Annotated in this window: 28 protein-coding genes; 10 read left to right on the plus strand and 18 right to left on the minus strand. The window is 62.9% G+C overall.

Features of this window, described 5'->3' with window-relative positions:
- The 7 genes from VEC01_RS15110 to VEC01_RS15140 form a co-directional block, all read right to left on the minus strand.
- The coding region (locus tag VEC01_RS15110) for a HAMP domain-containing protein (protein ID WP_324901730.1) at nucleotides 1-2,490 on the minus strand (2,490 nt) is incomplete at its 3' end.
- A gap of 328 nt (nucleotides 2,491-2,818) precedes the next feature.
- Entirely contained in the window at nucleotides 2,819-4,141 is a 1,323-nt protein-coding gene (locus VEC01_RS15115; RefSeq protein ID WP_324901731.1) for a response regulator, read from the minus strand.
- A gap of 278 nt (nucleotides 4,142-4,419) precedes the next feature.
- A complete protein-coding gene (pbpG, locus tag VEC01_RS15120) occupies nucleotides 4,420-5,547 on the minus strand; it encodes a D-alanyl-D-alanine endopeptidase (RefSeq protein WP_324901732.1) in 1,128 nt (375 codons plus the stop codon).
- Nucleotides 5,548-5,733: 186 nt separating this feature from the next.
- Complete coding sequence (locus tag VEC01_RS15125) at nucleotides 5,734-6,429, minus strand: nitroreductase (RefSeq protein ID WP_324901733.1); 696 nt, start codon at nucleotides 6,427-6,429, stop codon at nucleotides 5,734-5,736.
- Nucleotides 6,426-6,866 carry a thioesterase family protein gene (locus VEC01_RS15130; protein ID WP_324901734.1) on the minus strand — a complete coding sequence of 147 codons (441 nt, stop codon included), beginning with the start codon at nucleotides 6,864-6,866 and terminating at the stop codon, nucleotides 6,426-6,428. Before VEC01_RS15130 ends, VEC01_RS15125 begins: the two co-directional genes overlap by 4 nt.
- A gap of 3 nt (nucleotides 6,867-6,869) precedes the next feature.
- A complete protein-coding gene (locus tag VEC01_RS15135; RefSeq protein WP_324901735.1) occupies nucleotides 6,870-7,715 on the minus strand; it encodes a DMT family transporter in 846 nt (281 codons plus the stop codon).
- 68 nt (nucleotides 7,716-7,783) lie between these two features.
- Complete coding sequence (locus VEC01_RS15140) at nucleotides 7,784-8,701, minus strand: histone deacetylase (protein WP_324901736.1); 918 nt, start codon at nucleotides 8,699-8,701, stop codon at nucleotides 7,784-7,786.
- Between the two features lie 251 nt (nucleotides 8,702-8,952).
- Here VEC01_RS15140 and VEC01_RS15145 point away from each other — a divergent pair, with 251 nt between their 5' ends.
- On the plus strand, nucleotides 8,953-9,519 hold the full coding sequence (locus VEC01_RS15145) for a phasin family protein (RefSeq protein WP_324901737.1): 567 nt from the start codon (nucleotides 8,953-8,955) through the stop codon (nucleotides 9,517-9,519).
- A 173-nt stretch (nucleotides 9,520-9,692) separates the two neighbouring features.
- Here the strand turns inward: VEC01_RS15145 and VEC01_RS15150 are convergent, their stop codons facing one another.
- Together VEC01_RS15150 and VEC01_RS15155 are read right to left on the minus strand one after the other, a co-directional pair.
- Nucleotides 9,693-10,490, minus strand: coding sequence for a competence/damage-inducible protein A (locus tag VEC01_RS15150; RefSeq protein ID WP_324901738.1), 798 nt, complete (start codon nucleotides 10,488-10,490; stop codon nucleotides 9,693-9,695).
- Nucleotides 10,491-10,546: 56 nt separating this feature from the next.
- Nucleotides 10,547-11,383: an EI24 domain-containing protein gene (locus VEC01_RS15155; RefSeq protein ID WP_324901739.1), complete on the minus strand. Its 837-nt coding sequence runs from the start codon at nucleotides 11,381-11,383 to the stop codon at nucleotides 10,547-10,549.
- Nucleotides 11,384-11,727: 344 nt separating this feature from the next.
- On the opposite strand from VEC01_RS15155, the gene VEC01_RS15160 reads away from it, so the two are divergent.
- From VEC01_RS15160 to VEC01_RS15170, 3 genes are all read left to right on the plus strand, one after another.
- Nucleotides 11,728-12,036: a hypothetical protein gene (locus tag VEC01_RS15160; protein ID WP_324901740.1), complete on the plus strand. Its 309-nt coding sequence runs from the start codon at nucleotides 11,728-11,730 to the stop codon at nucleotides 12,034-12,036.
- Between the two features lie 60 nt (nucleotides 12,037-12,096).
- Nucleotides 12,097-12,453, plus strand: coding sequence for an FKBP-type peptidyl-prolyl cis-trans isomerase (locus tag VEC01_RS15165; protein WP_324901741.1), 357 nt, complete (start codon nucleotides 12,097-12,099; stop codon nucleotides 12,451-12,453).
- A gap of 133 nt (nucleotides 12,454-12,586) precedes the next feature.
- Nucleotides 12,587-12,799 (plus strand): hypothetical protein, encoded by a 213-nt coding sequence (locus VEC01_RS15170; RefSeq protein ID WP_324901742.1) that lies wholly within the window; start codon nucleotides 12,587-12,589, stop codon nucleotides 12,797-12,799.
- 2 nt (nucleotides 12,800-12,801) lie between these two features.
- Here the strand turns inward: VEC01_RS15170 and VEC01_RS15175 are convergent, their stop codons facing one another.
- On the minus strand, nucleotides 12,802-14,253 hold the full coding sequence (locus tag VEC01_RS15175) for a wax ester/triacylglycerol synthase family O-acyltransferase (RefSeq protein ID WP_324901743.1): 1,452 nt from the start codon (nucleotides 14,251-14,253) through the stop codon (nucleotides 12,802-12,804).
- A 121-nt stretch (nucleotides 14,254-14,374) separates the two neighbouring features.
- Here VEC01_RS15175 and VEC01_RS15180 point away from each other — a divergent pair, with 121 nt between their 5' ends.
- Nucleotides 14,375-14,629, plus strand: a complete 255-nt coding sequence (locus tag VEC01_RS15180; protein ID WP_324901744.1) for an acyl-CoA-binding protein — start codon at nucleotides 14,375-14,377, stop codon at nucleotides 14,627-14,629.
- 43 nt (nucleotides 14,630-14,672) lie between these two features.
- Here VEC01_RS15180 and VEC01_RS15185 read toward each other — a convergent pair whose 3' ends face one another.
- The 4 genes from VEC01_RS15185 to VEC01_RS15200 all read right to left on the minus strand — a co-directional run bounded on the left by VEC01_RS15185 (nucleotide 14,673) and on the right by VEC01_RS15200 (nucleotide 18,142).
- The gene (locus VEC01_RS15185) at nucleotides 14,673-14,957 is read right to left on the minus strand and encodes a polyhydroxyalkanoic acid system family protein (RefSeq protein WP_324901745.1); all 285 of its coding nucleotides are present in this window, start codon (nucleotides 14,955-14,957) and stop codon (nucleotides 14,673-14,675) included.
- Nucleotides 14,958-14,960: 3 nt separating this feature from the next.
- Entirely contained in the window at nucleotides 14,961-15,947 is a 987-nt protein-coding gene (locus VEC01_RS15190; RefSeq protein WP_324901746.1) for a D-glycerate dehydrogenase, read from the minus strand.
- Nucleotides 15,948-15,953: 6 nt separating this feature from the next.
- Nucleotides 15,954-17,372 carry a sodium:proton antiporter gene (locus tag VEC01_RS15195; protein WP_414691455.1) on the minus strand — a complete coding sequence of 473 codons (1,419 nt, stop codon included), beginning with the start codon at nucleotides 17,370-17,372 and terminating at the stop codon, nucleotides 15,954-15,956.
- 107 nt (nucleotides 17,373-17,479) lie between these two features.
- Nucleotides 17,480-18,142, minus strand: coding sequence for a lactate utilization protein C (locus tag VEC01_RS15200; RefSeq protein WP_324901747.1), 663 nt, complete (start codon nucleotides 18,140-18,142; stop codon nucleotides 17,480-17,482).
- Nucleotides 18,143-18,508: 366 nt separating this feature from the next.
- On the opposite strand from VEC01_RS15200, the gene fdxA reads away from it, so the two are divergent.
- The 4 genes from fdxA (at nucleotide 18,509) to nth (ending at nucleotide 22,411) form a co-directional block, all read left to right on the plus strand.
- The gene (gene fdxA, locus VEC01_RS15205) at nucleotides 18,509-18,832 is read left to right on the plus strand and encodes a ferredoxin FdxA (RefSeq protein ID WP_324901748.1); all 324 of its coding nucleotides are present in this window, start codon (nucleotides 18,509-18,511) and stop codon (nucleotides 18,830-18,832) included.
- A gap of 803 nt (nucleotides 18,833-19,635) precedes the next feature.
- Entirely contained in the window at nucleotides 19,636-20,871 is a 1,236-nt protein-coding gene (locus VEC01_RS15210) for a polyhydroxyalkanoate depolymerase (RefSeq protein ID WP_324901749.1), read from the plus strand.
- Between the two features lie 113 nt (nucleotides 20,872-20,984).
- The gene (gene rsxB / locus VEC01_RS15215; protein WP_324901750.1) at nucleotides 20,985-21,764 is read left to right on the plus strand and encodes an electron transport complex subunit RsxB; all 780 of its coding nucleotides are present in this window, start codon (nucleotides 20,985-20,987) and stop codon (nucleotides 21,762-21,764) included.
- Nucleotides 21,761-22,411: an endonuclease III gene (gene nth / locus VEC01_RS15220; RefSeq protein ID WP_324901751.1), complete on the plus strand. Its 651-nt coding sequence runs from the start codon at nucleotides 21,761-21,763 to the stop codon at nucleotides 22,409-22,411. The genes rsxB and nth overlap by 4 nt, the downstream gene beginning before the upstream one ends.
- Nucleotides 22,412-22,686: 275 nt before the next feature.
- On the opposite strand, the gene VEC01_RS15225 is transcribed toward nth, so the two are convergent.
- Entirely contained in the window at nucleotides 22,687-23,274 is a 588-nt protein-coding gene (locus VEC01_RS15225; RefSeq protein ID WP_324901752.1) for a malonic semialdehyde reductase, read from the minus strand.
- A 121-nt stretch (nucleotides 23,275-23,395) separates the two neighbouring features.
- Between VEC01_RS15225 and VEC01_RS15230 the strand changes: the two genes are divergently transcribed.
- Nucleotides 23,396-23,818 carry a DUF1841 family protein gene (locus VEC01_RS15230; RefSeq protein WP_324901753.1) on the plus strand — a complete coding sequence of 141 codons (423 nt, stop codon included), beginning with the start codon at nucleotides 23,396-23,398 and terminating at the stop codon, nucleotides 23,816-23,818.
- Between the two features lie 51 nt (nucleotides 23,819-23,869).
- Here VEC01_RS15230 and VEC01_RS15235 read toward each other — a convergent pair whose 3' ends face one another.
- From VEC01_RS15235 to VEC01_RS15245, 3 genes are all read right to left on the minus strand, one after another.
- On the minus strand, nucleotides 23,870-24,379 hold the full coding sequence (locus tag VEC01_RS15235; RefSeq protein WP_324901754.1) for an Hsp20/alpha crystallin family protein: 510 nt from the start codon (nucleotides 24,377-24,379) through the stop codon (nucleotides 23,870-23,872).
- 49 nt (nucleotides 24,380-24,428) lie between these two features.
- Nucleotides 24,429-24,812: an Hsp20/alpha crystallin family protein gene (locus tag VEC01_RS15240; protein WP_324901755.1), complete on the minus strand. Its 384-nt coding sequence runs from the start codon at nucleotides 24,810-24,812 to the stop codon at nucleotides 24,429-24,431.
- Between the two features lie 15 nt (nucleotides 24,813-24,827).
- Nucleotides 24,828-25,157: Hsp20/alpha crystallin family protein (locus VEC01_RS15245; RefSeq protein ID WP_324901756.1), on the minus strand; the 330-nt coding region annotated here is incomplete at its 5' end.

Consider the following 25,157-nt stretch of genomic DNA (forward strand, 5'->3'; position numbering starts at 1 on the left):
GTCCTTCCAGGTGCCGGCCGCGCCCTCCACCTGCGCCTGGCCGCCGAGCTTGCCCTCGGTGCCCACTTCGCGTGCCACCCGGGTGACCTCCGACGCGAAGGAAGAAAGCTGGTCCACCATCACGTTGATGGTGTTCTTCAGCTCCAGGATTTCGCCCTTCACATCCACCGTGATCTTCTTCGACAGGTCGCCGCGCGCCACCGCTGTCGTCACCTCCGCGATGTTGCGCACCTGGCCGGTCAGGTTGGACGCCATGAAGTTCACGTTGTCGGTCAAGTCCTTCCAGGTGCCGGACGCGCCCGGCACGTTCGCCTGGCCGCCGAGCTTGCCTTCGGTACCCACTTCCCTTGCCACGCGCGTCACTTCCGACGCGAACGAGCGCAGCTGATCCACCATGGTGTTGATGGTGTCCTTGAGCTGAAGAATCTCGCCGCGCACGTCCACCGTGATCTTCTTCGACAGGTCGCCGTTGGCCACCGCGGTGGTCACGTCGGCGATGTTGCGCACCTGCGCGGTCAGGTTGCCCGCCATCGAGTTGACCGAGTCGGTCAGGTCCTTCCAGGTGCCGGCCACGCCCGGCACGTTGGCCTGGCCGCCGAGCTTGCCCTCGGTGCCCACTTCCCGCGCCACGCGCGTCACTTCCGACGCGAAGGAGTTCAGCTGGTCGACCATCACGTTGATGGTGTTCTTCAGCTCGAGAATCTCGCCTTTCGCATCCGCCGTGATCTTCTTCGACAAGTCGCCGTTCGCCACCGCGGTGGTCACGTCGGCGATGTTGCGGACCTGGCCGGTCAGGTTGCCGGCCATCGAATTCACCGAGTCGGTCAGGTCCTTCCAGGTGCCGGCCACGCCCGGCACATTCGCCTGGCCGCCGAGCTTGCCTTCGGTGCCGACTTCCCGCGCCACCCGGGTCACTTCCGATGCGAAAGAGTTCAGCTGGTCCACCATCACGTTGATGGTGTTCTTCAACTCCAGGATCTCGCCCTTCACGTCCACCGTGATCTTCTTCGACAGGTCGCCGCGCGCCACCGCGGTGGTCACGTCGGCGATGTTGCGCACCTGGCCGGTCAGGTTGGACGCCATGAAGTTCACGTTGTCGGTCAGGTCCTTCCAGGTGCCGCCCACGCCCTTCACCTGCGCCTGGCCGCCGAGCTTGCCTTCGGTGCCCACCTCCCGCGCCACGCGCGTCACTTCCGATGCGAATGACGACAGCTGGTCCACCATGGTGTTGATAGTGTTTTTCAGCTCGAGGATCTCGCCCTTCACATCCACGGTGATCTTTTTCGACAGGTCGCCGTTGGCCACGGCGGTCGTCACTTCCGCGATATTGCGCACCTGCGCTGTCAGGTTGCCTGCCATCGAGTTCACCGAGTCGGTCAGATCCTTCCAGGTGCCGGCCACGCCCTTCACCTGGGCCTGGCCGCCGAGCTTGCCCTCGGTGCCCACCTCCCGCGCCACGCGCGTCACTTCCGATGCGAACGACGACAGCTGGTCCACCATGGTGTTGATGGTGTCCTTCAGCTGCAGGATCTCGCCCTTCGCATCGGCCGTGATTTTCTTCGACAGGTCGCCGGTCGCCACCGCGGTCGTCACTTCCGCGATGTTGCGCACCTGGCCGGTCAGGTTGGACGCCATGAAGTTCACGTTGTCGGTCAGGTCCTTCCAGGTGCCGCCCACGCCCGGCACATAAGCCTGGCCGCCGAGCTTGCCTTCGGTCCCCACTTCCCTTGCCACGCGCGTCACTTCCGACGCGAACGAGCGCAGCTGATCCACCATGGTGTTGATGGTGTCCTTGAGCTGGAGGATTTCGCCGCGCACATCCACCGTGATCTTCTTCGACAGGTCGCCGTTGGCCACCGCGGTGGTCACGTCGGCGATGTTGCGCACCTGCGAAGTGAGATTGCCCGCCATCGAGTTGACCGAGTCCGTCAGGTCCTTCCAGGTGCCGGCCACGCCCGGCACGTTGGCCTGGCCGCCGAGCTTGCCCTCGGTACCCACTTCCCGTGCCACGCGCGTCACTTCCGACGCGAACGACGACAGCTGGTCCACCATGGTGTTGGCGGTGGAAGCCGCGCGCAGGAACTGGCCCTTCAGCGGACGTCCGTCCACATCCAGCGCCATGGTCTGCGACAGGTCGCCCTTGGCCACCGCGCCGATCACGCGCGCCATCTCGGTGGTCGGGCGCACCAGGTCGTCGATCAGGGTGTTGACCGACTTGACGATCGTGGCCCAGCCGCCGGCGGCGCTCGGCACCGATGCGCGCTGGGTCAGCCGTCCTTCGCGGCCGACCACCCGGCTGACTTCCGTGATTTCCTGCGTCAGCTGCTCGTTGGCTTCCATGATGTCGTTCAGCGTGTCGGCGATCTTTCCCGCCAGTCCGGTCAGGTCCGACGGCATGCGCGTCGAAAAATCGCCTTTCTTCAGTGCAGTCAGCACGCCGAGCAAGAGCCGCTCGTCCAGTTCGTCCCTCAGCTCTGTCCTGGTGTCCATCTCAGTCTCCGTATGCGATTCAAGAAATGCCGCTGCAGATTATTTCCCTGCCCGCGGCAAACGGCGCACCACCGCAGGCTGCCACCGGCGCAAGCGGAAGCGCTTGGCACGCTCGATTTCGGGCAAGGTCGAGGCAAAGCAGTAAAACGGCGTTTTACGCGGGAGGGGTGGAGCCGGCTCGTTGCCGTGCATCCATTTCCGTTAAGAAAGTGCGTGAGTATTGTGGTGCAAACGGCAAGCACCGGCAACATGGGGGCACGCGGGCGGCCGCCTTACCGAACACACTATTGATAATTATCAAACCGGGAAAGACGCGGCTGGAGACAGGTCAGTCCGTGGAGGTATCCGCCCGAACCGCCTTGCCGCGCCGCGGCGGCGCGACCCGCTTGGCACTTGTGCTGACTTGCTTGAGCCCGTCGGACATCCTGCGCCCTGCGCGCGCGGGCGAGATCTTGGCGGCGGCGAGCCGGGGTGGCTCGGCGTGATCGACGGACGGGAGCGGGACCGAGATGGTCAATGCGGTACCGGTCTCGGGCGCAGTGTCGATCGACAGTTCGCCGCCGAGCGAGCTGATACGCTCCTTGATGCCCACCAGGCCAAAGGAATTCGCCTTGCGCCGGCAGCCGGGGAAAATGCCGACCCCGTTGTCGGCGACTGTCATGAGCAGGCGCTCGCCGGTCTTGTGCAGCGTGATGGTGGTCTTGGTGGCGCGCGCGTGGCGGAACACGTTGTTGAGCGACTCCTGCAGAATCCGGAACAGCGCCGTCGCGCGGTTGTCGTCCACCACCACTTCCGACTCCGGCATCCTCAGGTCGCAGGCGATTCCGGTACGCCGCTGGAATTCCTTGACCTGCCATTCGATCGCCGCGTTCAGGCCGAGATCGAGCACCGTCGGACGCAGGTTGTTGATGATCGCGCGCATGGCTTTCATCGTGCTGTCGATATGCTCGAGCACCGCCTGCACCTTCCTGTTCAGCTTCGGGTGGGTATTGCCGGTGCGGGCATGCAGCATCGCGATATCGATGCGAAGCGCCAGCAGATTCTGCCCGAGTTCGTCATGGATCTCGCGCGCGATCCGCTTGCGCTCGTCTTCCTTGATGCGTTCCTGGTAGCTGGCAAGCTGGCGCAGTTCTTCCTGCGACTGGCGCAGCGCCTCCTCGGCGAGACGGCGCTCATTGATATGATCCAGGTCCTGCTTGCGCTGTTCCTGCAGGTCGTGGTTGAGCTTCTCCAGCTCCTGCTTCTGCCGCTGGAGCTGCAGGTTGTTCCTGGCCAGTTCGACGAAAACCGAAATCTTGGTTTGCAGGATCTGCGGAATGATCGGTGTAAACAGGTAATCGACCGCGCCCTTCTGGTAGGCCTTCAGGCGGTTCATTTCGTCCGCATAATGCGCGGTGACAAAAATGATCGGGACCGATGCGGAGCGCGGATGGGAATGGATTGCTTCCGCGGTTTCGAAGCCATCCATGCCAGGCATGCTGACGTCAAGCAGGATGACGGCAAAATCATGGTTCAGCACCTGGCGCAGCGCCTCTTCGCCGGAACGCGCGGTGATGACCCTGTAGGTTTTCCCGTCGCTATCCAGAAGGCTCGCGAGCGCGAGCAGGCTCGCGGCATCGTCATTGACCAGCAGAACTTTGGGTGTGAACACGATTCGATTGCGGTAATGAAAAGCGGCCGGCTGACCTTCATGCAAACACGGCTCCAACAGCCATTGCAGGGTCATCAGGCCGCCACTGACAAATGATAAGCAGTAGTCGTTCTGGATTCCGCCGCTCAACTCGGTTTTATTACCCATGGGGCAGGAACGGAGATTCCTCGTCCCAATGTAACACAGGTAAAGCAAAACGGCTGCGCCGGTCGGACGCAGCCGTTAAATAAACAACAATCCCGGAGGAAGAAGCTTCAGTGCGGCAACAGCGCTTGCCGTTACCCCTGATGCGCAGGCGCCTGGTGCAGCGCCTGCGGTCGCGCCCCCTCCAGCCACTTGCGCACGCGGCCGGCGTCTGCCAGACGCGACTCTTTTCCCTTGGAGTCCAGGAACACCATGACCACCGGCCGGCCATCCACGCGCGCCTGCATCACCAGGCAGCGGCCGGCCTCGGCGATATACCCGGTTTTTTGCAAACCGATTTCCCAGCCGGCGTTCATGACCAGGCGATTCGAATTCATGTAATGGAGCTGATAGCCGCCGGGATTGACAGCGTAACGCCCATCCGTCGAATACTCGCGGATCACCGGGTAGTGGTACGCTGCTGCCACCAGCCGGGCGAGATCGCGCGCCGTCGAGACGTTGTGGCTGGACAAACCGGTGGAATCGACGTATCGGGTATCGTTCATGCCCAGCGCCCTGGCTTTCGCGTTCATCGCCGCGACGAACGCCGGCAGGCCGCCGGGATAATGCCGGCCGAGCGCGGAGGCGGCGCGGTTTTCGGAGCTCATCAGGGCGATATGCAGCATGTCCGCGCGGCTCATGCGCGAACCGACCCGCAGGCGCGAGTAACTGTTCTTTTCGCGATCGATGTCGTCGGCCGTCACTTCCAGGATTTCATGCATGTCCTGACGCGCCTCGACGACGACGAGCGCGGTCATCAGCTTGGTCAGCGAAGCGATCGGAAGTACGACACCGGCATTCTTCTCGAACAGGACCTGCGCGGTATTCTGGTCGATCACAAAGGCAGCGTTGGATTTCAGCGCCAGGGCATCACGCGTGAGATGCAGGCCGGCCATGTCGCCTGCGGTCATGACCGGTGCCACGCTTTGCGGAGCGGGCGCGTAGGAGACGCGCTGGTACGATGTGGCTGACGGGCGGGCGGCGATATTGCGGGCGACCGCGGGTTTCCTGGATAGCGCTGCGCGCCTGGCGGACGAGGCCTGGGCAGCCGCTTTGGCGGCGGTCCCCTTCGGGCGCTTTGCCGATGCCGCCTTGGGCTTCGATGCTTTCTTCAGCGCTTGCTTTTTCGCAGCCGGCTTGCTGGCCGTACCCGCGACCGCGGACGGCGCGGCGACGGAAAACGCCACTAAAGCAACGAGAATTCCCAGCGCGGAGCGGATCATCGCAAACCTCTTAATTCTTGCAAGCCGGCATTATATCTTGCAGTCTAGCAAAATAGTGAAAATCGGCAAGCGAATTAAGTAGTTAGCGCAGGGAATTAAACGGTTTTCTAATCAATAATTGAGGATCCGCAACATCGGTTCTGCTTTGCAATGAAAGTTTGTTGCAAAGCAGAACCGCGAACCGGGTCAGTCGATGAATTTTGCAAATTCTGATACCGGCGCCCGCTCCGTCAGAAGGGTGTTTTCGATTTTCCCGGGGTCGGCAAAACCGAGCGACATGCCGCAAACCACCCTCTCGCTTGGCGGAAGCTGGAGGAAGTCGCCGATGATCCGGTGGAATTGCGTGAACGCCGCCTGGGGGCAGGTATCGAGTCCGCGTCCGCGTGCGGCCACCATGATGTTTTGCAGGAACATGCCGTAGTCCAGCCACGACCCCTGCTCCATGACGCGGTCGATGGTGAAGATCATGCCGACCGGCGCATCGAAGAATTTGTAGTTGCGGCCGTGTTGTGCATGCATGCCCTCCTTGTTGTCGCGCGTCAGGCCCAGCAGTGCATACAGGTCCCAGCCCACCTTGCGCCGCCGGTCGATATACGGTGACACCCACTCGCGCGGGTAATACGCATATTCTTCGGTATGTTCCTTCGCGAGCGCCGGGTCGTTGTGCGCGCGCAGGACCTGGGCCGACAGCCGCTCCTTGGCCGATCCGGTGAGCACATACACCTTCCACGGCTGGGTATTGGTGCCGGAAGGCGCACGCGAGGCAACCCCGAGGATCGCTTCGATATCTTCCCGCGCGACCGGTGTCGGCAGGAAGGCGCGGATGGAGCGGCGCGAGGTGATGGCGACGTCGACGATTTTCTGTTCGCTGGACTCGATCATGCCGGCGTGACCTCGATCGATTGCAGAACTTTTCGCATGTTGTCCGGGATCGTCGCCGGCCGCCGCGAGACGCGATCGACGTAGACATGCACGAAGTGTCCCTGCGCGGAGGCCCGTTCCTCGTCCCCCCGGAAAATCCCGACCTCGTAGCGCACGCTGGAATTGCCCAGTTTGGCCACGCGCAGCGCAGCCGTCACCCGATCCGGAAAGGCGACCGACGCGAAGTAGTTGCATTGCGTCTCGATCACCAGGCCGATGACCGGGCTGTGCTCGAAGTCGAGCACCCCGTTAGCCACCAGGAATTCGTTGACGACGGTGTCGAACCAGCTGTAGTACACCACGTTGTTCACGTGTCCGTAGACATCGTTGTCCATCCATCGCGTCGTGATGGCATGGAAGTGCTTATAGTCGCTGCGCTTGTTTGCTTCTGGTCGCATGAATCACTTTCTCACTACAAGAGCCACTCCAATGACGGCCAGCATCATGCCGAACACGGCGACGGTGCTGAACGCCTCCCCGAACATCACCCACGCCATGACCGCGGTCGTCGGCGGGGTGAGATATAGCAGACTGGTCACCTGCGTCGCCGCGCTCTTGCGGATCAGCGCGAACAGCAGGAAGATCGCGCCGATCGACAGCGCAAAGATCGACCACAGCAGCGCGCCGATGAAATTCGGCGTCCATTGCACGCCAGTGAGCGCCGGGCTGAAATCCTCGAACGCGAGCGCGAACGGCAGCACCGCCACAAGCGATGCGGCGAACTGGATAACGGTTCCGGTACGCAGGTCGAAGCTCGCGCAATAGCGCTTCTGGTACAGGGTGCCCGCGGTGATCGACAGCAGCGCAAACACCGTCAGTGCGATGCTCTGCAATGATAAGCCGTCCAGCGAAATCTTATTGGCGACCACCAGGCCGACGCCGGCAAGGCCGCACAGCAGGCCGATCCACTGCCGCCCCTGCACGCGCTCGCCCACCAGCGGCGCGGCGAATGCGGTGAGGATCGGCTGCATGCCGACGATGAGCGCGGTCAAGCCGGCCGGCATGCCAAGCTTGATTGCACACCACACGCCGCCGAGATAACCGGCCTGCACCATGATCCCTGCGACCGCGATATGCCGCACCCTGCCGGCCGGCCATGGCGCGCGCATCAGGAACACCAGCGGCAGCAAGACGGCCAGCACGCCGGCAAAACGCAGCAGCAGGAAGGTCAGGGGCGGCGCATACGGCAGTCCGAACTTCGCGACGATGAAGCCGGTGCTCCAGATCAGCACGAAGACAAAGGGCATGGCAGATACCCAGGGACTGGCCGGGCGAGCGGCCGGGCGGGTGGAATCGGGCGAGCGGGAAGTGGAAGTCATGCAGAACGGGCGGCGCGCGCGCCGCGGAAATAGCCGGAGGCAATCATGACAGTCTGCAGGTGCACCGCAACCGTGTCTTGGATGTTCTTGCCGTAGCCGCCCGCCATTGTGACGGCGACCGGAATGCCTCGGCCGGACGCCGCATCGAGCACCAGCCGGTCCCGCGCCGCCAGCCCGGCCAGCGTCAGCTTCAGGCGGCCGAGCCGGTCGCCCTCGTGCGGATCGGCGCCGGCGAGGTAGAGGATGAGGTCGGGCGAAAAACGTCCGAACATCTCCACCAGGGCGGAGCGCAGGGCGCCAAGATAGGCATCGTCACCGGTCCCGTCGGCGAGAGGCACGTCGAGGTCGCTGCATGCCTTGGCGAACGGATAGTTGTTTTCGGCATGCAGCGACAGGGTGAATACCGAATCGTCGCCCGCAAGGATGGCGGCGGTGCCATTCCCCTGGTGCACGTCGAGGTCGACGATCGCGACCCGCCGTGCCCTGCGTTCGGCCTGCATCAGGCGGGCGGCGATCGCCGAATCGTTGAATACGCAAAAGCCTTCGCCGCGGTCCGGGCCGGCATGATGGGTGCCGCCGGCGAGGTTGACGGCAATACCGGATTCGAGTGCCGCGCGGCAAGCGGCGATGGTTGCGCCGGCGGAGCGCCGCGAGCGCTCCACCATCTGCAGCGACCAGGGAAAGCCGATCGCCTTCTGCTCCGCTTCCGTCAGCGCGCCGCGCGACACCCTGTCGATGTAGGCCGGGTGATGCGCCAGCGCGAGCACCCCGTCGGTGGCGCACGGTGCCTCGTGCACCTCGACCTCCGGCAGCGAAGCCAGCACGGCTTCGCGCAGCAGCCGGTATTTCTGCATCGGGAAGCGGTGCCCCTCCGGAAGCGGCAACACGAAATGATCGCTGTAGAAGGCTTTCAAGATTGACGTTTACGTAAAGGGCAGGCAGGCGAGTTTAGCACGCCGCCCCGGCCGCCATATTGTTATGATTTTGCAAACCATAACTTGCCAGTGTTCAAGTTCTTGATACGGATGCAGCTTTTTGATGCTCCGCAACAAAAAATGTTGACACGGCAAATTATGTTCTTAAAATACGCATTGTTGCGACGCACAAAAGAAAGATTTTGCCGCGATCCCATTTCATCGATCAATTGCCCTCTTGAGGAGACAACATGTTTACCATTCCCGAGCAGTTTTCCGCCGCATCCAAAGCCAATTTCGAAGCGCAGCTGTCGCTGCTCACCGCCCTGACCAACAAGGCATTCGAAGGCGTGGAAAAGGTGGTCGACCTGAACCTGAACCTGGCCAAGGCCTCGCTGGAAGAGTCCAATGCTGCAGCGAAGCAATTCCTGGCTGCGAAGGATGCCCAAGAGTGGCTGTCGCTGGCTGCTGCACAAGCACAACCGAACGCCGAAAAGGCACTGGCCTACGGCCGCCACCTGGCAGGCATCGCCTCCGGCGTGCAGGCTGAATTCACCAAGGCCGCCGAAGCCCAGATCTCCGAAACCAGCCGCAAGGTGCTGGAACTGATCGAGGAAATCTCCAAGAACGCACCGGCCGGTTCCGAGAACGCCGTCGCCATGCTCAAGACGGCGATCGGCAATGCAAACGCAGGCTACGAGCAACTGACGAAGACCACCAAGCAGGCTGTCGAAACCCTCGAAGCCAACCTGAACAACGCCGTCGGCCAGTTCACCCAGACCGCCGCGCCGAAGGCTGCCCGCGCGGCGAAGAAGTAATGACCGGTGCCGGCATGGCCGCTGGCCGTGCCGGGATCGGCAAGCTGTAGCGCGATCTCCCCGGTACCCAAGTCTCCTCCTCTTACGGTACCGCTTCGCATGCCCCGATTGACCGGGGCATTTTTTTTGGCCGTCGCCGGCGCGCCCCGGACGCCGCTCAAATTCCGCCGCTGTCAGACGTGGCGGTACTCGGCCCCGATGCCGTCCAGCGTCGCCAGCATTCTTGCGAATGCCGCCGTCACCTGCTCCGGCTCGCCTTTCACGCCGAGCTCGATATGCCGGCGTATCGTCGCATCCCCCACGCTCGGCAGGCTGAACACCTTCACCAGCGGGAATTCCAGTTCGACCGACTCCATCAATGGCGTCAGCGCGGACTCCGCCTGCTCGAATACGAGCACCGCTTTTTCCAGTCGCGGCACCTTGCGGAACAGGTGCGGGTAATGCATGTCCAGCACCCATTCGATCATCGGCCAGGCCATGACCGGGAAGCCGGGAACGAAATAGTGCGCGCCCTCGCCATGGCGGACGGCGAAGCCCGGGATCTTGTTGTAGGGATTGGGGATGATGTCCGCGCCGCGCGGAAATTCGCCCATCCTGAAGCGGTGCACCATGTCCGGTGACGTATAGTCCGGCTCCTTGCCCGCTTCGCGCGCGACGTCGGCGATGCGCTCCGCAATTTTTTCCCTGGCTTGGGGATGCAGTTCCAGCGGGACCCCGAGCGCCGCCGCCGCGCACTGGCGCGTGTGGTCGTCGGGGGTGGCGCCGATGCCGCCGCAGGAAAACACGATGTCGCCGCTGGCGAAGGTGCGCCGCAGCGTCGCAGTGATGCGCTCGCGCTCGTCACCCAGGTATTCCGCCCAGGCCAACTGCAGTCCGCGCGCGGCAAGCAGCTCGACCACCTTGGGAAAATGCTTGTCGGTGCGTTTGCCGGAAAGGATTTCGTCGCCGATGATGATGAGTCCGATGGCCATGCACATGCTCCGGGGGACAAAAGGCCATTATGCCTGAGCCGCCGGATTTCATCCTTTCAGTTGAGGTCCTTGATCTGCGGCGCCGCGGCCACCGGCTGCGCATGCGAGCGGTATGCGATCAGCGCGTCCATGCAATAGTGCTGGAACCACAGGCCGGTGAACACAAACACCAGCACGTACAGCCAGATGGCGCCCGCCGCGAGCAGCGGAAAAAACACCACCGACAGCGCGCCGCCCAGCCACAGCAGCGTCGGGGCCGCGCCCATCGCACCGGTGGTCGCGCCGATTGCCAGCAGCGGCCAGCGATGCATGCGCAGGATGTCCTTGATCTCTTGCGTGCTTGCATGTTCGGCCAGCGCGTCATAAGCCATCACCCGGTAGGTCAGCCAGCCCCACAGCAGCGGCTGCACCACGAAGGTCAGTGGCGGGAAAAGCATCAGCGGCAGCGTCAGCAGCCACAGCACCGCGAACACGAGGAAGGCCCAGCTCGCGAGCCAGAGGCTGCCGAGCACGCTGCCGCCGCGCTTCTTTTCCAGCGTCGGATAGTGGCGGCCGCCGACATGGCGCGCGATGATGGGCATGGCCATCGTTCCGACAAACACCAGCGCGGTGAGGATCATCAACGGCAGCAGCACCCACATTGCCAGCAGCGGCACGAGAACCGTCCGCAGCGCATCCATTCCAAGCCAGCCGAGCACGCTTCCCGCCGCGGCAAAACCGCCGCTGCCGGCAAAGTAGGCATGCAGCCAGTCGATCATCGGCTGCAGGCCGAGCCAGAGCGCCACAGCCCATACCACGACTGAAACAATGAAGGGCAGAACCGTCAGCAACAGCATGCGGATATGCAGCTGCGACAGCAGGGCTCGCCCGAAGGCAACCAGTATCGGCCGCATCAGTACGGCCTCCGAGCAGTTTCCATCATCCTTTTCCATCCCCGTTGTTGTGCCCGCCCCGGGCATGCGGTACGGCGAGCGGCACCATCGATTGCCCGGCCGCGGTGCGCACAGGATATCCCAAACTGGTCCGGCGACGGGCGAACATGCCGCGCACGTGGGGTCGTCGGGGCACGTCCCTGCGGCGCATCTGCCGGCACTTTGGCAGCAACAATTGTCTAACCGCCGGGAGGCAGCGCTATGACGCCGGCCACGAAACCTGACCAGTGGAAATGGCAAGGCTGTCCCTGCCCTGCTGACCGGATCGCCCGACGCTTACACCCCTGACGCCCAAGGCCCCCTACATGTTCCTGATCCAGCTACTGTTGCCGCTGTATGACAATACAGGCCAAGAACTTCCGCGCGACGTCTACCTGCGCACCCGGGACGACATCCTCGCACGTTTCGGCGGCCTGACCACGTATACCCGTTCTCCCGCCGGCGGCCTGTGGCGGGAGGAGGATGGCAAGACCGTGCGCGACGACCTCGTGGTCTACGAAGTGATGGCCGATGACCTCGACGAAGCATGGTGGCGCAGCTACCGGCAAGTGCTGCAGGAACGGTTCCGCCAGCAGGAGCTGGTCGTGCGTGCGCAGGAAACGCGGTTGCTGTAGCCTTCCCGCCCGGCTGTTACAATCCCGGCACTGATCAACCAGCACAAAAAAGGAAAACACATGTCCACCACCATGACGGCCTCCGGCCTGCAATACGAAGACATCAGCGTCGGCTCCGGCGACGAGGCAAAGGCCGGCCAGCACGTGACCGTGCACTACACCGGCTGGCTGCAGAATCCGGACGGCAGCGCCGGCCGCAAGTTCGATTCGAGCAAGGATCGCAACGACCCCTTTGATTTTCCGCTCGGCGCCGGCCATGTGATCAAGGGATGGGACGAAGGCGTGCAAGGCATGAAGGTCGGCGGCGTGCGCAAGCTCATCATTCCGTCGACGCTCGGCTATGGCGCGCGCGGCGCCGGCGGCGTGATTCCGCCGAACGCGACGCTGATTTTCGAAGTGGAACTGTTGGGCGTCTGAAGAATATCTTGCGCTTTTGAATTATTACTGTCTGGAACGGTGTTAGGATGATCCGGCGTACGCGGCGCCCCCTGGCCGCCGCGTACGCTCCTACATTAAGCTCCCGGCCTATGGCCGGCTTCCGGATCCAGGCATGCTCTCCAAGATATCCTTCTGCGCCGCAGCCGCCGCGGCGTTCCTGTTGCAAGGCTGCGCGGTGGTGACGGTTGCCACGACCGCGGCTTCGGTTGCCGGCACGGCGGTCAGTGCCGGCGTCACCGCAGGCTCGGTCGCTGTCGGTGCCGCGACCAGCGTCGCCGGCGGCGCCGTCCGTGCGGGCGCCGCGGTGGCCGGTGGCCGGGAATAGCCCTACCACTCGCGCATCAGCGCGAGCATCACCAGTTTCTCGAACTCCGGCTGGAAGCGCCGGATGATGGCATGCGGATCAGCCGCCAGCGCCTCGTCGGTCACCAGGCCGAACTGCACGCCGCCGTTATAGCTCAGGATCGATACGCCGACGCCGATGTCTCCCGACTGCGGCACCCAGAACATGATCTGGTCGAGCCGGCTGCCGGCGAGGTACAACGGCGCCTGCGGCCCCGGCACATTGCTCATCACCGCCGTTGCCTTGCGTGCGAAATAGTTCTGGATTTCGTTCTGCATCTGCTTGGGCGTCGCGCCCAACACGCCGAGCACCGCCATCGCCACCAGCGCCTGGTAGCCGCCCTTGAGCTCATCCATGCGACGGCGCACTTCCTCCAGCCGGGCCGCCGGATCCTCGATGCCGATCGGCAGCACCAGCGGCACCAGCCCGAATGCATTGCCCAGCTTCTGTTCCTTGCCGGCCTTGCGCAAGTTGACCGGCACCATCGCGCGCAACTCGGTGTTGCCGGGCACACTGTCGCCGCGGGCGCGCAGATAGGAGCCGATCGCACCGGCCACGCAGGACATCAGGATATCGTTGACCGAGCCGCCGAATGCCTTGCCGACCGCCTTGATCTCGTCCAGCGGCAGCGGCTCGCTCCACGCGACATGCTTGCTGCCCTTCGGTCTTCCCTTGAGCCGCGTGCGGGAGTCGTCCGCCATCGCCAGCAGCTTCACCGCGTCCACCGTCATCCGCCCGGCCATGCCGCCCATGTCCGTCAGCTTGCCCAGCGCCTGGTTGGAGTCGGCCAGCATCCACATGTACTTGGTCCACACCGCGGTGGACATGTTGATCGCGGTGATCGTGGCCTTGGTCACCGGCTGCATCAGGTGCAGCCAGGGATTGTCCTCGTCCGGCAGCGGCGGCGGCACCGCCTCCGCGTCATCGGCCGGATCGCGGGTCCGCTCGAACAGCGACAGCAGCACGCCGACCAGCGCCATGCCGTCGGCGATGCAGTGGTGGATGCGCACGATGATCGATTGCCGAACCTCGCCGTCTTCGCCGACGCAATTGTCGACCACATGCATCTGCCACAGGGGCTTTTTCGGGTCGAGCGGCGTGCCGGACAACTCGCCGACCAGGCGCTCCAGCGCTTTCTTGTTGCCCGGTTTTCCGTCCGGCAGGCGGGTACGGATGATGTGGTCGTCGAGGTCGATCCCGTCCGGCCGCCACCAGGCGCCGCCGGTCAGATCGTGTTCCACCCGGCTGCGGAAGCGGCTGTATTTCAGGAGGCGGGTGTCGATCGCGCGCCGGAAGCGCTGCATGTCCAACGGCTGGTCGAACATCAGGACGGCGACAATCATCATCAGGTTCGCGTCCGAGTCCATCCGCAGCCATGCGGTGTCGACGGTGGACATTCTTTCCCGGCGCAGGGCCGGCACGGCTTCCGACAACATGGAGTATCCCCTCTAGAGCTTTTCGTTTGTGCCTGTTTTCTTCTATGTTATGTTTTGCAGCATCGCGTGCGTCGCTGCACGGCCTACTAGACACTATCACAGCCTCTTACAGGAGAAAAGCATGAGTCTGCAAAGTCAATTCGACCAGGCGGTCGCCGATTCGAAGAACCTGCCGGAGCGTCCGGACAACATGACGCTGCTGAAGATCTACGCGCTGTTCAAGCAGGCCAGCGCCGGCGACGTCGACGGCAAGCGCCCCGGCTTCACCGACATGGTCGGCCGCGCCAAGTACGATGCATGGGATGCGCTCAAGGGCACGTCGAAGGACGACGCGATGCAGCAGTACGTCGACCTGATCAACGAACTGAAGGGTTGAAAACAAGCCGCCGGCAGGAACGGCGGTTGCGGCAGAAAGGTGTTCAGGCTTTTGCGCCGAACACCTTTTTCATTTTGGCGGAGACTTTTTCTTCGATCGTCGGCGCGAAGGCCTTGAGCAGGAAGCCGAGCTTGATTTCGAGATGGGCGTTGCTGTCCGAAACCGTAAGCCTGCCGGACACGCCGCTGCGCTTGAACAGCAGCACGTCGCCGTTCCACTCCGACTCCATGTCGTATTCCTCGGCCATCTGATCGGCCACTTTCTGTGCGGCCGCCTTCGCCTTCTTGTGCGGCAGCTTGTGCGCCTGGGTGATGCTGATGTCGGCCATCCCTTATCCCTTGTTGATCGCGTCGGGATTAAGAATATTCGGCGGACTGCCGCCAGTCAACGCCGCAATCAGGTTCGCTGCGGCGCACTGCGCCATCGCGCGCCGCGTCGGTTCGGAAGCGCTGGCGATATGCGGCGTGAGCACCACGTTCGACAGCGTCAGGAAGGCCGGGTCGAATGCCGGCTCATTCTCGAACACGTCCAGGCCCGCCGCGGCGAGGCGTTTCGCCCGCAGCGCGGCGATCAGCGCAGCGTCGTCGACGATGCCGCCGCGCGCGATATTGACCAGGGTGGCCGTCGGTTTCATCAGCGCCAGTTCGGCCGCGCCCACGGTATGGTGGACCTGCGGCGAATACGGCAGCGCAAGGACGAGATGGTCGGCGCTGCGCAGCAGCTCATCCTTGCCGACGTATTGCGCGTGGTTGGCGCGCGCCTCGAGCTCCGGCGCGAGGCGGGAACGGTTATGGTAGATCACCCGCATGTTGAAGCCGGCGGCACGCCGCGCGATCGCCTGGCCGATGCGGCCCATCCCGAGAATGCCCAGCGTCGCGCCATGCACGTCCGCGCCGAGGAAGGTATCGTAGCGCCACTTGTTCCAGTTCCCGGCGCGCAGCCAGTGCTCCGATTCGGTCACCCGGCGGGCGGTGGCAAGCAGCAGCGCCCAGGCGAAATCCGCGGTCGTCTCGTTGAGCACGTCGGGGGTGTTGGTGACGATGATGCCGGCCTGCGTCGCGGCGGCAACATCGATATTGTTGTAGCCGACCGCCATGTTGCAGATTGCCTTCAGCGTCGGGCACGCGGCGATCACATCCGCGCCGATGCGCTCGCTCGGCGTCGTGAAAATGCCGTCCTTGCCCGCGGCTTTTGCAATCAGCTCGTCGCTGCTGAAAATGCGGTCATCCTGGTTCGACTCGACGTCGAAATGCTGCGAAAGCGCATCAATGACGTCAGGAAATATCGCCCGCGTCACGAGTATCCTCGGTCTGTCCATGTCCTGTCAGCTGAAAAAGAGGAAGGTCATTGCGATGAACAGCGGAACCAGGACCGCGCCGGACCATGCCATGTAGCCGAAAAAGGACGGCATCCTGATCCCGCGCTCTTCGGCGATGGCCTTGACCATCATGTTGGGCGCATTGCCGATATAACTGTTGGCGCCCATGAACACCGCTCCGCAGGAGATTGCCGCCAAAGTACTGGCAAGCGTGGTCATCAACACGGCCGGATCACCGCCGGCTGTATTGAAGAATACCAGATAGGTCGGCGCGTTATCGAGGAAGGACGACAACAGTCCGGTGGCCCAGAAATACATCGCGTTGATCGGCTGCCCGCTGCCGTCGGTAACCGCTTGCACCACCGGGGCAAACGCGCCGGACTCGCCGGCGCGCAGCATGGCGATCACCGGAATGATCGTGATGAAAATACCGGCGAACAGCTTGCCCACTTCCTGGATCGGCCCCCAGGAAAACTCATTGTCCTTGCGCGCCTCCTTCGGCGTGATCCACAGCGAGATGAAAATCACCGCGACAAGCAGCGTGTCGCGCACCAGGTTTTGCAGTTCGACTTCGGTGCCAAGCACGGTGAACCCGATGCCCGGATGCCACAGCCCGCTCATCAGGACCAGGCCGACGATGGCCGCCAGCAGGATGAAATTCATCTTGCCGTTGAAGCGAAGCGGGGAATCCGGCGTCGGGTCCAGGACGGGCGGCAGCGCCTCTTCCTTGTTGTGGTAGTAGTGGCGGTCGAGCAGGTAAAAGATCGCCAGCAGCGCGGCACACAGGAACAGCGTCTCGGGGAAGATGTTCTTCATGGTCCAGAAGAAGTCCACTCCCTTCAGGAAACCGAGGAACAGCGGCGGGTCGCCGAGTGGGGTGAGCGATCCGCCGGCGTTGGACACCAGGAAGATGAAGAACACCACGATGTGGACCGCATGCTTGCGATTGTCGTTGGCACGGATCAGCGGGCGGATCAACAGCATCGAGGCGCCGGTCGTTCCCATGATGCTCGCCAGCACCGTTCCCAGCGCAAGCAGGCCGGTATTCAACTCCGGCGTGCCGTGCAGGTTGCCGCGCAGGCTGATGCCGCCCGCGACCACGAACAGCGAGGTCACGAGGATGATGAACGGGATGTACTCGGCGATGAGTGCGTGCACGGCGGTGCCGACGGCGGCAGCGCTACCGAAGGTGACTGCGCACGGCAGCAGGAAGGCCAGCGACCAGGCCAGCGACACCTTGCCGAAATGGTGGTGCCAGAATGCCGGTGTAAACAACGGGCAAAACGCGATCGACAGCAGCAGGCCGGCGAAAGGGATGCCCCACCATGCCGACATCAGGCTGCCGTCGATCTCGGCGGCATGGGACAAGGTCGGAAGGAACACGGGAACGAGGCCGGCCAGGCCGACGCGGATTCTGGTACGCACTGATGGTCTCCATTGTCTTATTGGCGGCCATTGTAGCTTGGAAAGTCGGCCGCTCCGAGCGCCCGCAGGTACGTAGTTTTACGAATCCCCCGCCGGCATGTGCTGGTTTACGCGTCGCGCACCAGCACCACATGCACCCGGTAGGGACCGTGCGCGCCGAGCACGATGGTCTGTTCGATGTCGCCGGTGCGTGAAGGCCCCGAGATGAAGTTGATGGCGCGCGGCAGTTCGCCGTGCTCCGCGCGGGCGAGCGCGAATGCGTCTTCCATATGGGCGACGATGCGGGATGCCGGCAGGATGGCAACGTGGGTTTCGGGCAGCAGCCCCGCCGAGGACCAGGTGTCCGGGCCGGACAGCAGCATCAGGCTGCCGGTTTCCGCCACCGCACAGAACGCGCCGGTGATGCCCACCAGGTCTTCGTTGCGGGGCCGGCGGAACTCGACCTCCATCCCGGCTTCGCGCCACGCCATGCCTGCCAGCGTGTTCCAGGCAATCGCCTTCGGCGCGACTGTGATGCCGCCCAGGTAGCGGGCGACGGCGGCAGGAACCTCATCCAGCGTGCGCACCTCGTCCACCGTGTCCGACATTCGCAAGGCCTGCTGCGTGAAGTGCGCGACCAGGTCGGGACCGACGGCCGGCAGCGGCCCGCGCGAACGGGCAGCAAGATATTGCAGCACCGCGTCCATTTCCTCCTGCGTGGGTTGTGCGGGACGGTTCTGGGCAGCGCGAATGCGTTTGAAAATGGCTTGGCGAGCGGCGGACGTATCCATATTGATCCCTTGTTGAATGGCACCGAAGTCTACCGGAACATGCAGGTCGCGCCGCCGTCTTCGCGCTTGATTTAATTTCAAATGGCCGGCACAAATTATTCATCGAAACGCATCATGCCGGCGCCATTGTCAATCCGCCAAGTTCGATCGGGAACGCTGCGCCCCACGCGGCGGTTTCCCTGGCGGCGCCTGCGGATTTTCCCGCATTTGCTTATTCATAAACTGTATAAATCCGGTTTGTGGGAAACATCCAGATATCTTAAAATACAAGGCTTTGCGGCGGGTAGCCGGTGCCGGCGTGCGCAAATGACAGCCGCCCCTCGCCCCATCCGCAGACCAGATTTTCAAAACATAAATAGGACTGTTATGACCCACGTTGTGACCGAATCCTGCATCCGCTGCAAGTACACGGACTGTGTGGACGTATGCCCGGTGGATTGCTTCAGGGAGGGCCCGAATTTCCTCACGATCGACCCGGACGAGTGCATCGACTGCGCCGTCTGCGTCGCCGAATGCCCGGTCAATGCAATTTATGCGGAAGAGGACGTGCCGGCTGACCAGCAGCACTTCATCAAGCTGAACGTCGAACTGGCACGCAAGTGGCCTTCGATCACGAAGACCAAGGACCCGCTGGCCGACGCCGACGAGTGGAAGGATGTGAAGGAAAAGCTGGACCATCTGGCCAAGTAAGATACCCGCTACAAGAAGAACGCTCCGTGCCGCAGGGCCGGAGCGTTTTTTTTGCCCGCTCGAGATCGTTCCCGCCCCACCCGCTTCGCCGCCGCCCTCTCCCGCGGCTACACCGGCCTTCACGGCATTCCACGCCAGGATGCAAGTTGTAAACACATGCCGTTGCTGTCGTGGACAGATGTCGGCAGCGGCGCAACGCTTCGCAGCGGCTGTCGGAAAGAAAGAGACAGAAAGGGGGCAGAGTAGCGGCTGGTGCCAGCGCCGGCCATGAAGCGCTCACGCGCGCATCCGGCAACAGGAATGCGGCAGACGCCGGACCGTACCCCGACAGGTAAAAACTACAAACGCCGGCATCGACAAAAATAGCAATTTGAAAACATCTCCCCCGACTTCTTTCGCAATGCAGCAGGAAAGGAACGATAAATGCGCCGGCGCCCCTCTTCGGCACGCTTTATGCTCCGCTTTCTATCAGGCAGTGAGACAAAAGCAGAATATAAGGGCAGGACGATGGTGTTTTACCCGTCGGCACACATATAAGGGCATGGGCCGGAAAAGTGAAGTGAAAGCCGCATTCTCCGCTTCTCAACGATGATGCAGTTTGTGATATGTTGTGTTTGCAATTGATTTGGCGCAATACTCGTCGCGGAACCGCATCCGAAGCGTCGTAGGTGCAACTGTGGCAAAACTGGCGTTAAAGAATCATTTTTCCATAGAAATACAGGAAAATTGCACATGATGCATTGCAGCAATAAATGTTTATCTGCAGAATCTAACGACACCGGTACCACTTGAAAGAGGCCTTTATGCTTTACCAATTTCACGAGCTGAACCGCACCTTCCTGAACCCGCTCATCCAATGGGCGGAAGCTTCTGCAAAGCTGTTCACGAACCCGGTCTCGCCACTCGCCCACACGCCGTTCGCGCAACGCATCGCGGCCGGCTATGAATTGATGTACCGGCTCGGCAAGGATTACGAAAAGCCCGAATTCGGTATCAAAACCGTTCCCGTCGAAGGCAAGTCCGTTGGCGTGTTCGAGGAAGTCGCGCTGCAGAAACCGTTCTGCCGCCTGATCCACTTCAAGAAGGACATGAGCGACAAGAAGCTCGCGTCCCTGCAGCAGCCCACCGTGCTGCTGGTCGCGCCGCTGTCCGGCCACCATTCCACGCTGCTGCGCGACACCGTGCGCGCGCTGCTGTCCAAGCACGACGTGTATATCACCGACTGGACCGATGCCCGCATGGTGCCCACGTCCGAGGGCGCGTTCCATCTGCATGACTATATTTACTACGTGCAGGAATTCATCCGCCGCCTCGGCCCGGACCTGCACGTGATTTCAGTGTGCCAGCCCACCGTCCCGGTGCTTGCGGCGATCTCGCTGATGGCGTCGGAAAACGATCCGATGCTGCCAAAGACGATGACCATGATGGGTGGCCCGATCGACCCGCGCAAGTCGCCGACCGAGGTGAACAACCTGGCGATCAAGCGGCCGTTCTCCTGGTTCGAGAACAAGGTGATCTACAGTGTGCCGCCCAACTATCCGGGTTTCGGCCGCAAGGTCTATCCGGGCTTCCTGCAGCATGCCGGATTCATCGCGATGAACCCGGGCCGCCACGCGCAAAGCCACTGGGACTTCTACATGCACCTGCGCGCGGGCGACCAGGAATCGGCGGAAGAGCACCGCAAGTTCTATGACGAGTACAACGCGGTGCTCGACATGCCGGCCGAGTACTACCTGGAGACCATCAGGATCGTGTTCCAGGAATTCCGCCTGCCGCTGGGCACCTGGGAAGTCGAAGGCAAGCTGGTGCGTCCGCAGGACATCAAGAATGTCGCGCTGTTCACCATCGAAGGCGAGCTCGACGACATTTCCGGCGCCGGCCAGACCCAGGCTGCGCATGACCTGTGCACCAGCATTCCGAAGTCGAAGAAGCAGCACTTCACCGTGCCCAAGGCCGGCCATTACGGCATCTTCTCCGGCCGCCGCTGGCGCGAAATCGTGTGCCCGAAGATCGGCGAATTCATTACCGCGCATTCCTGATTTACCGACCGGTGTAAGCGAAAGCCGTTCTCCCGAAAGGGAGAACGGCTTTTTTGTTTGTGGAAGGCGGCATTTGCCGGGATAATTCTGTTTTTTGCTGCAAAAAACCCGCTGTGTCCTCCATTCCCAAAACGCTGGCCGACCAGATCGAAGACCTGCTGCCGCAGACGCAGTGCACGAAGTGCGGCTATCCGGCATGCCGTCCCTATGCGGAAGCGGTTGCGCATGGCAGCGCCGGCTACAACCAGTGCCCTCCCGGCGGCGCCGAGGGCGTTGCCCGGCTCGCGAAGCTGCTCGGCAAGCCCGTCATTCCGCTCAATCCTATCAACGGCGCGGAAAGGCCGCGCCCGGTCGCCGTCATCGACGAAAGCCTGTGCATCGGCTGCACGCTCTGCATCCAGGCCTGCCCGGTCGATGCGATCGCCGGCGCCGCCAAGCAGATGCATACCGTGGTGCCGGCGCTCTGCACCGGCTGCGACCTGTGCGTTGCGCCCTGCCCGGTCGACTGCATCGCCATGGTCGACGTCACGCCCGGCCGGACCGGGTGGGATGCATGGTCGCAGGAGCAGGCGGATGCGGCGCGCGAGCGTCACAATTTCCGCGTCGCGCGGCTGCGGCGCGAAAAGGAGGAAAACGACGCGCGCCTGGCTGCGAAGGCGGCCGCCAAGCTGAAGGCGGTGGAAACGGAAGCCGCGCTGTCCGACGAGGAGAAGGCGGCGGCGGAACGCAAGAAGGCCATCATCCAGGCGGCGATGGAACGCGCGCGCCTGAAAAAGGAACAGATGGCGGCCCAGGCGGCGGGCGCAACCGGCATGGCCGATGTGTCGCGCTCGGTAAAGAAGCAGATCGACGACATCAATCACCGTCTCGAACAGCAAAAAGACCCGCAATGAACGCCGAAAAACGCCTCGAGATCTTCCGCCGCTTCCGGCAGGCCAATCCGCATCCGACCACGGAGCTGGAATATACGACGCCCTTCGAGCTGCTGATCGCCGTGATCCTGTCGGCGCAGGCGACCGACGTCTCGGTCAACAAGGCGACGCGCCGGCTCTATCCTGTCGCCAACACGCCGGCGGCCATCCTCGCGCTCGGCGTCGACGGGCTGGAAGAGTACATCCGGACCATCGGCCTCTACCGCACGAAGGCGAAGAACGTGATCGAGACATGCCGCATCCTGCTTGAAAAGCACGGCGGCGAGGTGCCGCGCGCGCGCGAAGACCTGCAGGCCTTGCCCGGGGTGGGCCGCAAGACCGCGAACGTGGTGCTCAACACCGCGTTCGGCGAAGCGACGATTGCGGTCGATACGCATATCTTCCGCGTGTCCAACCGCACCGGCGTGGCGCCGGGCAAGGATGTGGACCAGGTCGAGCAGAAGCTGCTGAAGTTCGTGCCGCCGGAATTCCGGCACGATGCGCATCACTGGCTGATCCTGCACGGTCGCTATACCTGCATCGCGCGCAAGCCGCAGTGCTGGAACTGCATCATCAACGACCTGTGCGAGTTCAGGGAAAAGACGCCGCTGCCGGACAAGGGCGTCTAGGCGGCCTGCGGCGCGCTTGTTGCCCTATTGGTGCGTCATGCGCACCATTTGTCGGCGGGGCGGCGGTGTGCCTGCGGATTCGCCACCCGATGCGCCCCACCGCTCCCCCAGTCATTCCCGCGAAGGCGGGAATCCATACCGAGGCGAATTCTCCTGGCTCCCTATAGATTCCCGCCTTCGCGGGAATGACGGGGAAAGGCATTGCGAAATGCCGGGCATTGTGCCCGCATGCACAAGCTCACAGTCGCACGTAACAAACTCAAGAAAGCCTTCCCTCAAACGATCCTGCACGCCTCTTCGAACGCCAGCCGCGGCCCGCGCGCGTGCAGCTTGCTGGCATCCCCATAGCCCAGGCTGCACACGAAGTTCGCCTTTACCGGCGTACCCTTGAAGAAGGTCTCGTTCATCTTGTCGGCATTGAAGCCGGACATCGGCGCGCAATCGAGCCCGAGCGCACGCGCGGCCAGGATGAAGTAGCCGCCCTGCAGTGAGGAATTGCGCATCGCGGTTGCGTCGATGTTGGGCTGGTTGCCGGCGAACCAGGAACGTGCCTCCGGATTGTGCGGAAACAGTTGCGGCAGCTTCTCGTAGAACTCCATGTCCATGCCGATCACCGCCGTCACCGGCGCTGTCCGCGTCTTTTCGATATTGCCTTCGTTCATGCACGCCAGCAGCTTTTCCTTCGCCTCCGGCGACTTTACAAACACGATGCGCGCCGGCGAACAGTTGGCCGAGGTCGGCCCCCATTTCATCAGGTCATAGAGTTGCGCGAGCAGCGCATCGGGAACAGGCTTGTCCGACCAGCCATTGTGCGTGCGGGCGTCGAGAAACAGTGTACGGAGTGCAGCGTCGTTGAGCATCATGTCTTCCATTTGCGATGGTGATCCGGAACCGCGCTCGCAGCGCGGAAAACGCAGCATATCTTAAACGAACGGCGCGCGCCGGGCGGTACAATAGGCGTTTGTCGCACTTGCACCGGTTACCATGTTCAATCCTTCCCAGCACGACGTGCGCCGCTTCTTCTGCGAAACCTTCCGCAAGATCCAGGCGAAGGAAATCCTGACGCCGCTGGAGGCGATCGCGCGCGACTGGATCATGCAGCATGACGAGTACGAGGATGCGCTGAAGGACGCGGAAGCGGCTCTGGCCGCCGACTATTCGGTCGAGCGCGGACAAAGCAATCCCTTCCTGCACCTGTCGATGCATCTGTCCATCGCCGAGCAGATTTCCATCGACCAGCCGCCGGGCGTCCGCGCTGCCTTCCTCGCGCTCGCGCAACGGCTCGGCTCCGAGCATGATGCGCATCACGAGATGATGGAGTGCCTGGGCGAGATGATCTGGAATTCGCAGCGCAGCGGCCTGCCGCCGGACGGCGCCGCCTACATCGAATGCATCAGGCGCAGATAAGGTGCGGGAAAGAAAAATCCGGCGCCGCCGCGCGGGCGACGCCGGATCGCATCAGTCCACCTTGACCGCCATCTTTTTCGGCGGTTCGATTTCCGCCTTCGGCAGTTCGACGCGCAGCACGCCGTTGCGATAGCTCGCCTGCGCCTGCTCCGCCACCACCGGAACCGGCAACGGCACCATGCGGCGGAAGCTGCCGTAGGCGCACTGCAGCACGCGGTAACGCCCTTCCGAGCTTTCGCGTTCGAAGCGCTTCTCGCCGCGCACGATCAGCGTCGCGCCTTCCACCTCGATGTCGAGGTCGTTCTTGTCCAGTCCCGGCACTTCGAGCCGTACGACCAGCCTCCTGTCGTCCTCGAACACGTCGCCGCCGAGCATGGACCAGCCGGTGGACGGAATGAAGAACGCATCATCGACGTCGTTCTTGGCCGGCATGTTGGTCTGCGCGCTCGGCTTGAAGCTGGTGATCGCGCCGGCCGCCGCCTGCCGCATGTGCTGCCAGCCTTCCGCGACCGAATCCCAGAAGGTCGACAGACCTCCCTTGAACCCTTCGAATTTCATCATTTACCTCCATCGAATCAGTGCGCCGCCCGACCGACAAAGGGCGGCGGGCCTACACCACCTTGATTTCGATCTTGCGCGGCTGCACATGTTCCGCCTTCGGGATACGCAGCTTCAGCACGCCGTTCCTGAACTCCGCCGACGCTTTCTCGCTGTCAAGTTCCTTCGACAGCGTAAACACGCGGCGATAGCGCGGCAGGCGCACTTCGGCCAGGCCCGACTCCATCCCTTCCGGCGTATTCAGCGTCACCTCGCCTTCGATCGTCAGGCTGCCGGCTTCCAGCTGCAGGTTCAGCTTGTCCCTGGACACGCCCGGCAGGTCGGCCAGCAGCGTGATGCCGGACGCATCTTCAAGGACGTCGACCGGCGGCAGCAGCGCGGCTTCGGGGCGGGCGCTGCCGTTGCCCTGTTTCGTCACACTGGTGTTCTGGTTCATGATCGTTCCTCCTTGTTACTGGATTGCGATGCGGCGCGGCTTCGGCGCCTCGCGACGCTTGATGGAAACGTGCAGCACGCCGTCGCGGTACTCGGCCAAAACGCCGCTCGGATTCACGTCATCCTCCGGCAGGCTCACCACGCGACGGAAACGGCCCGCAAAACGTTCATTGATGTGCAGCGACGTCTTTTCATCCTGCTCCGAAAATTCCGGCTTGCGTTCACCGGCGATGGTCAGCACCCCGCGCTCGAGGTTGACTTCGATGCTGGATGGATCGAGCCCGGGTGCGAATGCGTACAGTTCCAGCGATTGCGGCGTGCTGCCCACGTTCAACGAGGGAAAGCC

The organism is Noviherbaspirillum sp., from assembly GCF_035627455.1.
In the GTDB taxonomy this organism is placed as follows: domain Bacteria; phylum Pseudomonadota; class Gammaproteobacteria; order Burkholderiales; family Burkholderiaceae_D; genus Noviherbaspirillum.

Excerpts from the sequence above, each read along its gene's own strand:
- VEC01_RS15125 (WP_324901733.1), bottom strand. The coding sequence starts at position 6,429 with ATGATCGAGTCCAGCGAACAGAAAATCGTCGACGTCGCCATCACCTCG.
- fdxA (WP_324901748.1), top strand. The coding sequence starts at position 18,509 with ATGACCCACGTTGTGACCGAATCCTGCATCCGCTGCAAGTACACGGAC.
- VEC01_RS15145 (WP_324901737.1), top strand. The coding sequence starts at position 8,953 with ATGTTTACCATTCCCGAGCAGTTTTCCGCCGCATCCAAAGCCAATTTC.
- nth (WP_324901751.1), top strand. The coding sequence starts at position 21,761 with ATGAACGCCGAAAAACGCCTCGAGATCTTCCGCCGCTTCCGGCAGGCC.
- VEC01_RS15200 (WP_324901747.1), bottom strand. The coding sequence starts at position 18,142 with ATGGATACGTCCGCCGCTCGCCAAGCCATTTTCAAACGCATTCGCGCT.
- VEC01_RS15185 (WP_324901745.1), bottom strand. The coding sequence starts at position 14,957 with ATGGCCGACATCAGCATCACCCAGGCGCACAAGCTGCCGCACAAGAAG.
- VEC01_RS15135 (WP_324901735.1), bottom strand. The coding sequence starts at position 7,715 with ATGCCCTTTGTCTTCGTGCTGATCTGGAGCACCGGCTTCATCGTCGCG.
- VEC01_RS15170 (WP_324901742.1), top strand. The coding sequence starts at position 12,587 with ATGCTCTCCAAGATATCCTTCTGCGCCGCAGCCGCCGCGGCGTTCCTG.
- VEC01_RS15210 (WP_324901749.1), top strand. The coding sequence starts at position 19,636 with ATGCTTTACCAATTTCACGAGCTGAACCGCACCTTCCTGAACCCGCTC.
- VEC01_RS15240 (WP_324901755.1), bottom strand. The coding sequence starts at position 24,812 with ATGAACCAGAACACCAGTGTGACGAAACAGGGCAACGGCAGCGCCCGC.
- VEC01_RS15150 (WP_324901738.1), bottom strand. The coding sequence starts at position 10,490 with ATGGCCATCGGACTCATCATCATCGGCGACGAAATCCTTTCCGGCAAA.
- VEC01_RS15130 (WP_324901734.1), bottom strand. The coding sequence starts at position 6,866 with ATGCGACCAGAAGCAAACAAGCGCAGCGACTATAAGCACTTCCATGCC.
- VEC01_RS15175 (WP_324901743.1), bottom strand. The coding sequence starts at position 14,253 with ATGTTGTCGGAAGCCGTGCCGGCCCTGCGCCGGGAAAGAATGTCCACC.
- pbpG (WP_324901732.1), bottom strand. The coding sequence starts at position 5,547 with ATGATCCGCTCCGCGCTGGGAATTCTCGTTGCTTTAGTGGCGTTTTCC.
- VEC01_RS15165 (WP_324901741.1), top strand. The coding sequence starts at position 12,097 with ATGTCCACCACCATGACGGCCTCCGGCCTGCAATACGAAGACATCAGC.
- VEC01_RS15235 (WP_324901754.1), bottom strand. The coding sequence starts at position 24,379 with ATGATGAAATTCGAAGGGTTCAAGGGAGGTCTGTCGACCTTCTGGGAT.
- VEC01_RS15230 (WP_324901753.1), top strand. The coding sequence starts at position 23,396 with ATGTTCAATCCTTCCCAGCACGACGTGCGCCGCTTCTTCTGCGAAACC.
- VEC01_RS15190 (WP_324901746.1), bottom strand. The coding sequence starts at position 15,947 with ATGGACAGACCGAGGATACTCGTGACGCGGGCGATATTTCCTGACGTC.
- VEC01_RS15180 (WP_324901744.1), top strand. The coding sequence starts at position 14,375 with ATGAGTCTGCAAAGTCAATTCGACCAGGCGGTCGCCGATTCGAAGAAC.
- VEC01_RS15225 (WP_324901752.1), bottom strand. The coding sequence starts at position 23,274 with ATGATGCTCAACGACGCTGCACTCCGTACACTGTTTCTCGACGCCCGC.
- VEC01_RS15155 (WP_324901739.1), bottom strand. The coding sequence starts at position 11,383 with ATGCGGCCGATACTGGTTGCCTTCGGGCGAGCCCTGCTGTCGCAGCTG.
- VEC01_RS15160 (WP_324901740.1), top strand. The coding sequence starts at position 11,728 with ATGTTCCTGATCCAGCTACTGTTGCCGCTGTATGACAATACAGGCCAA.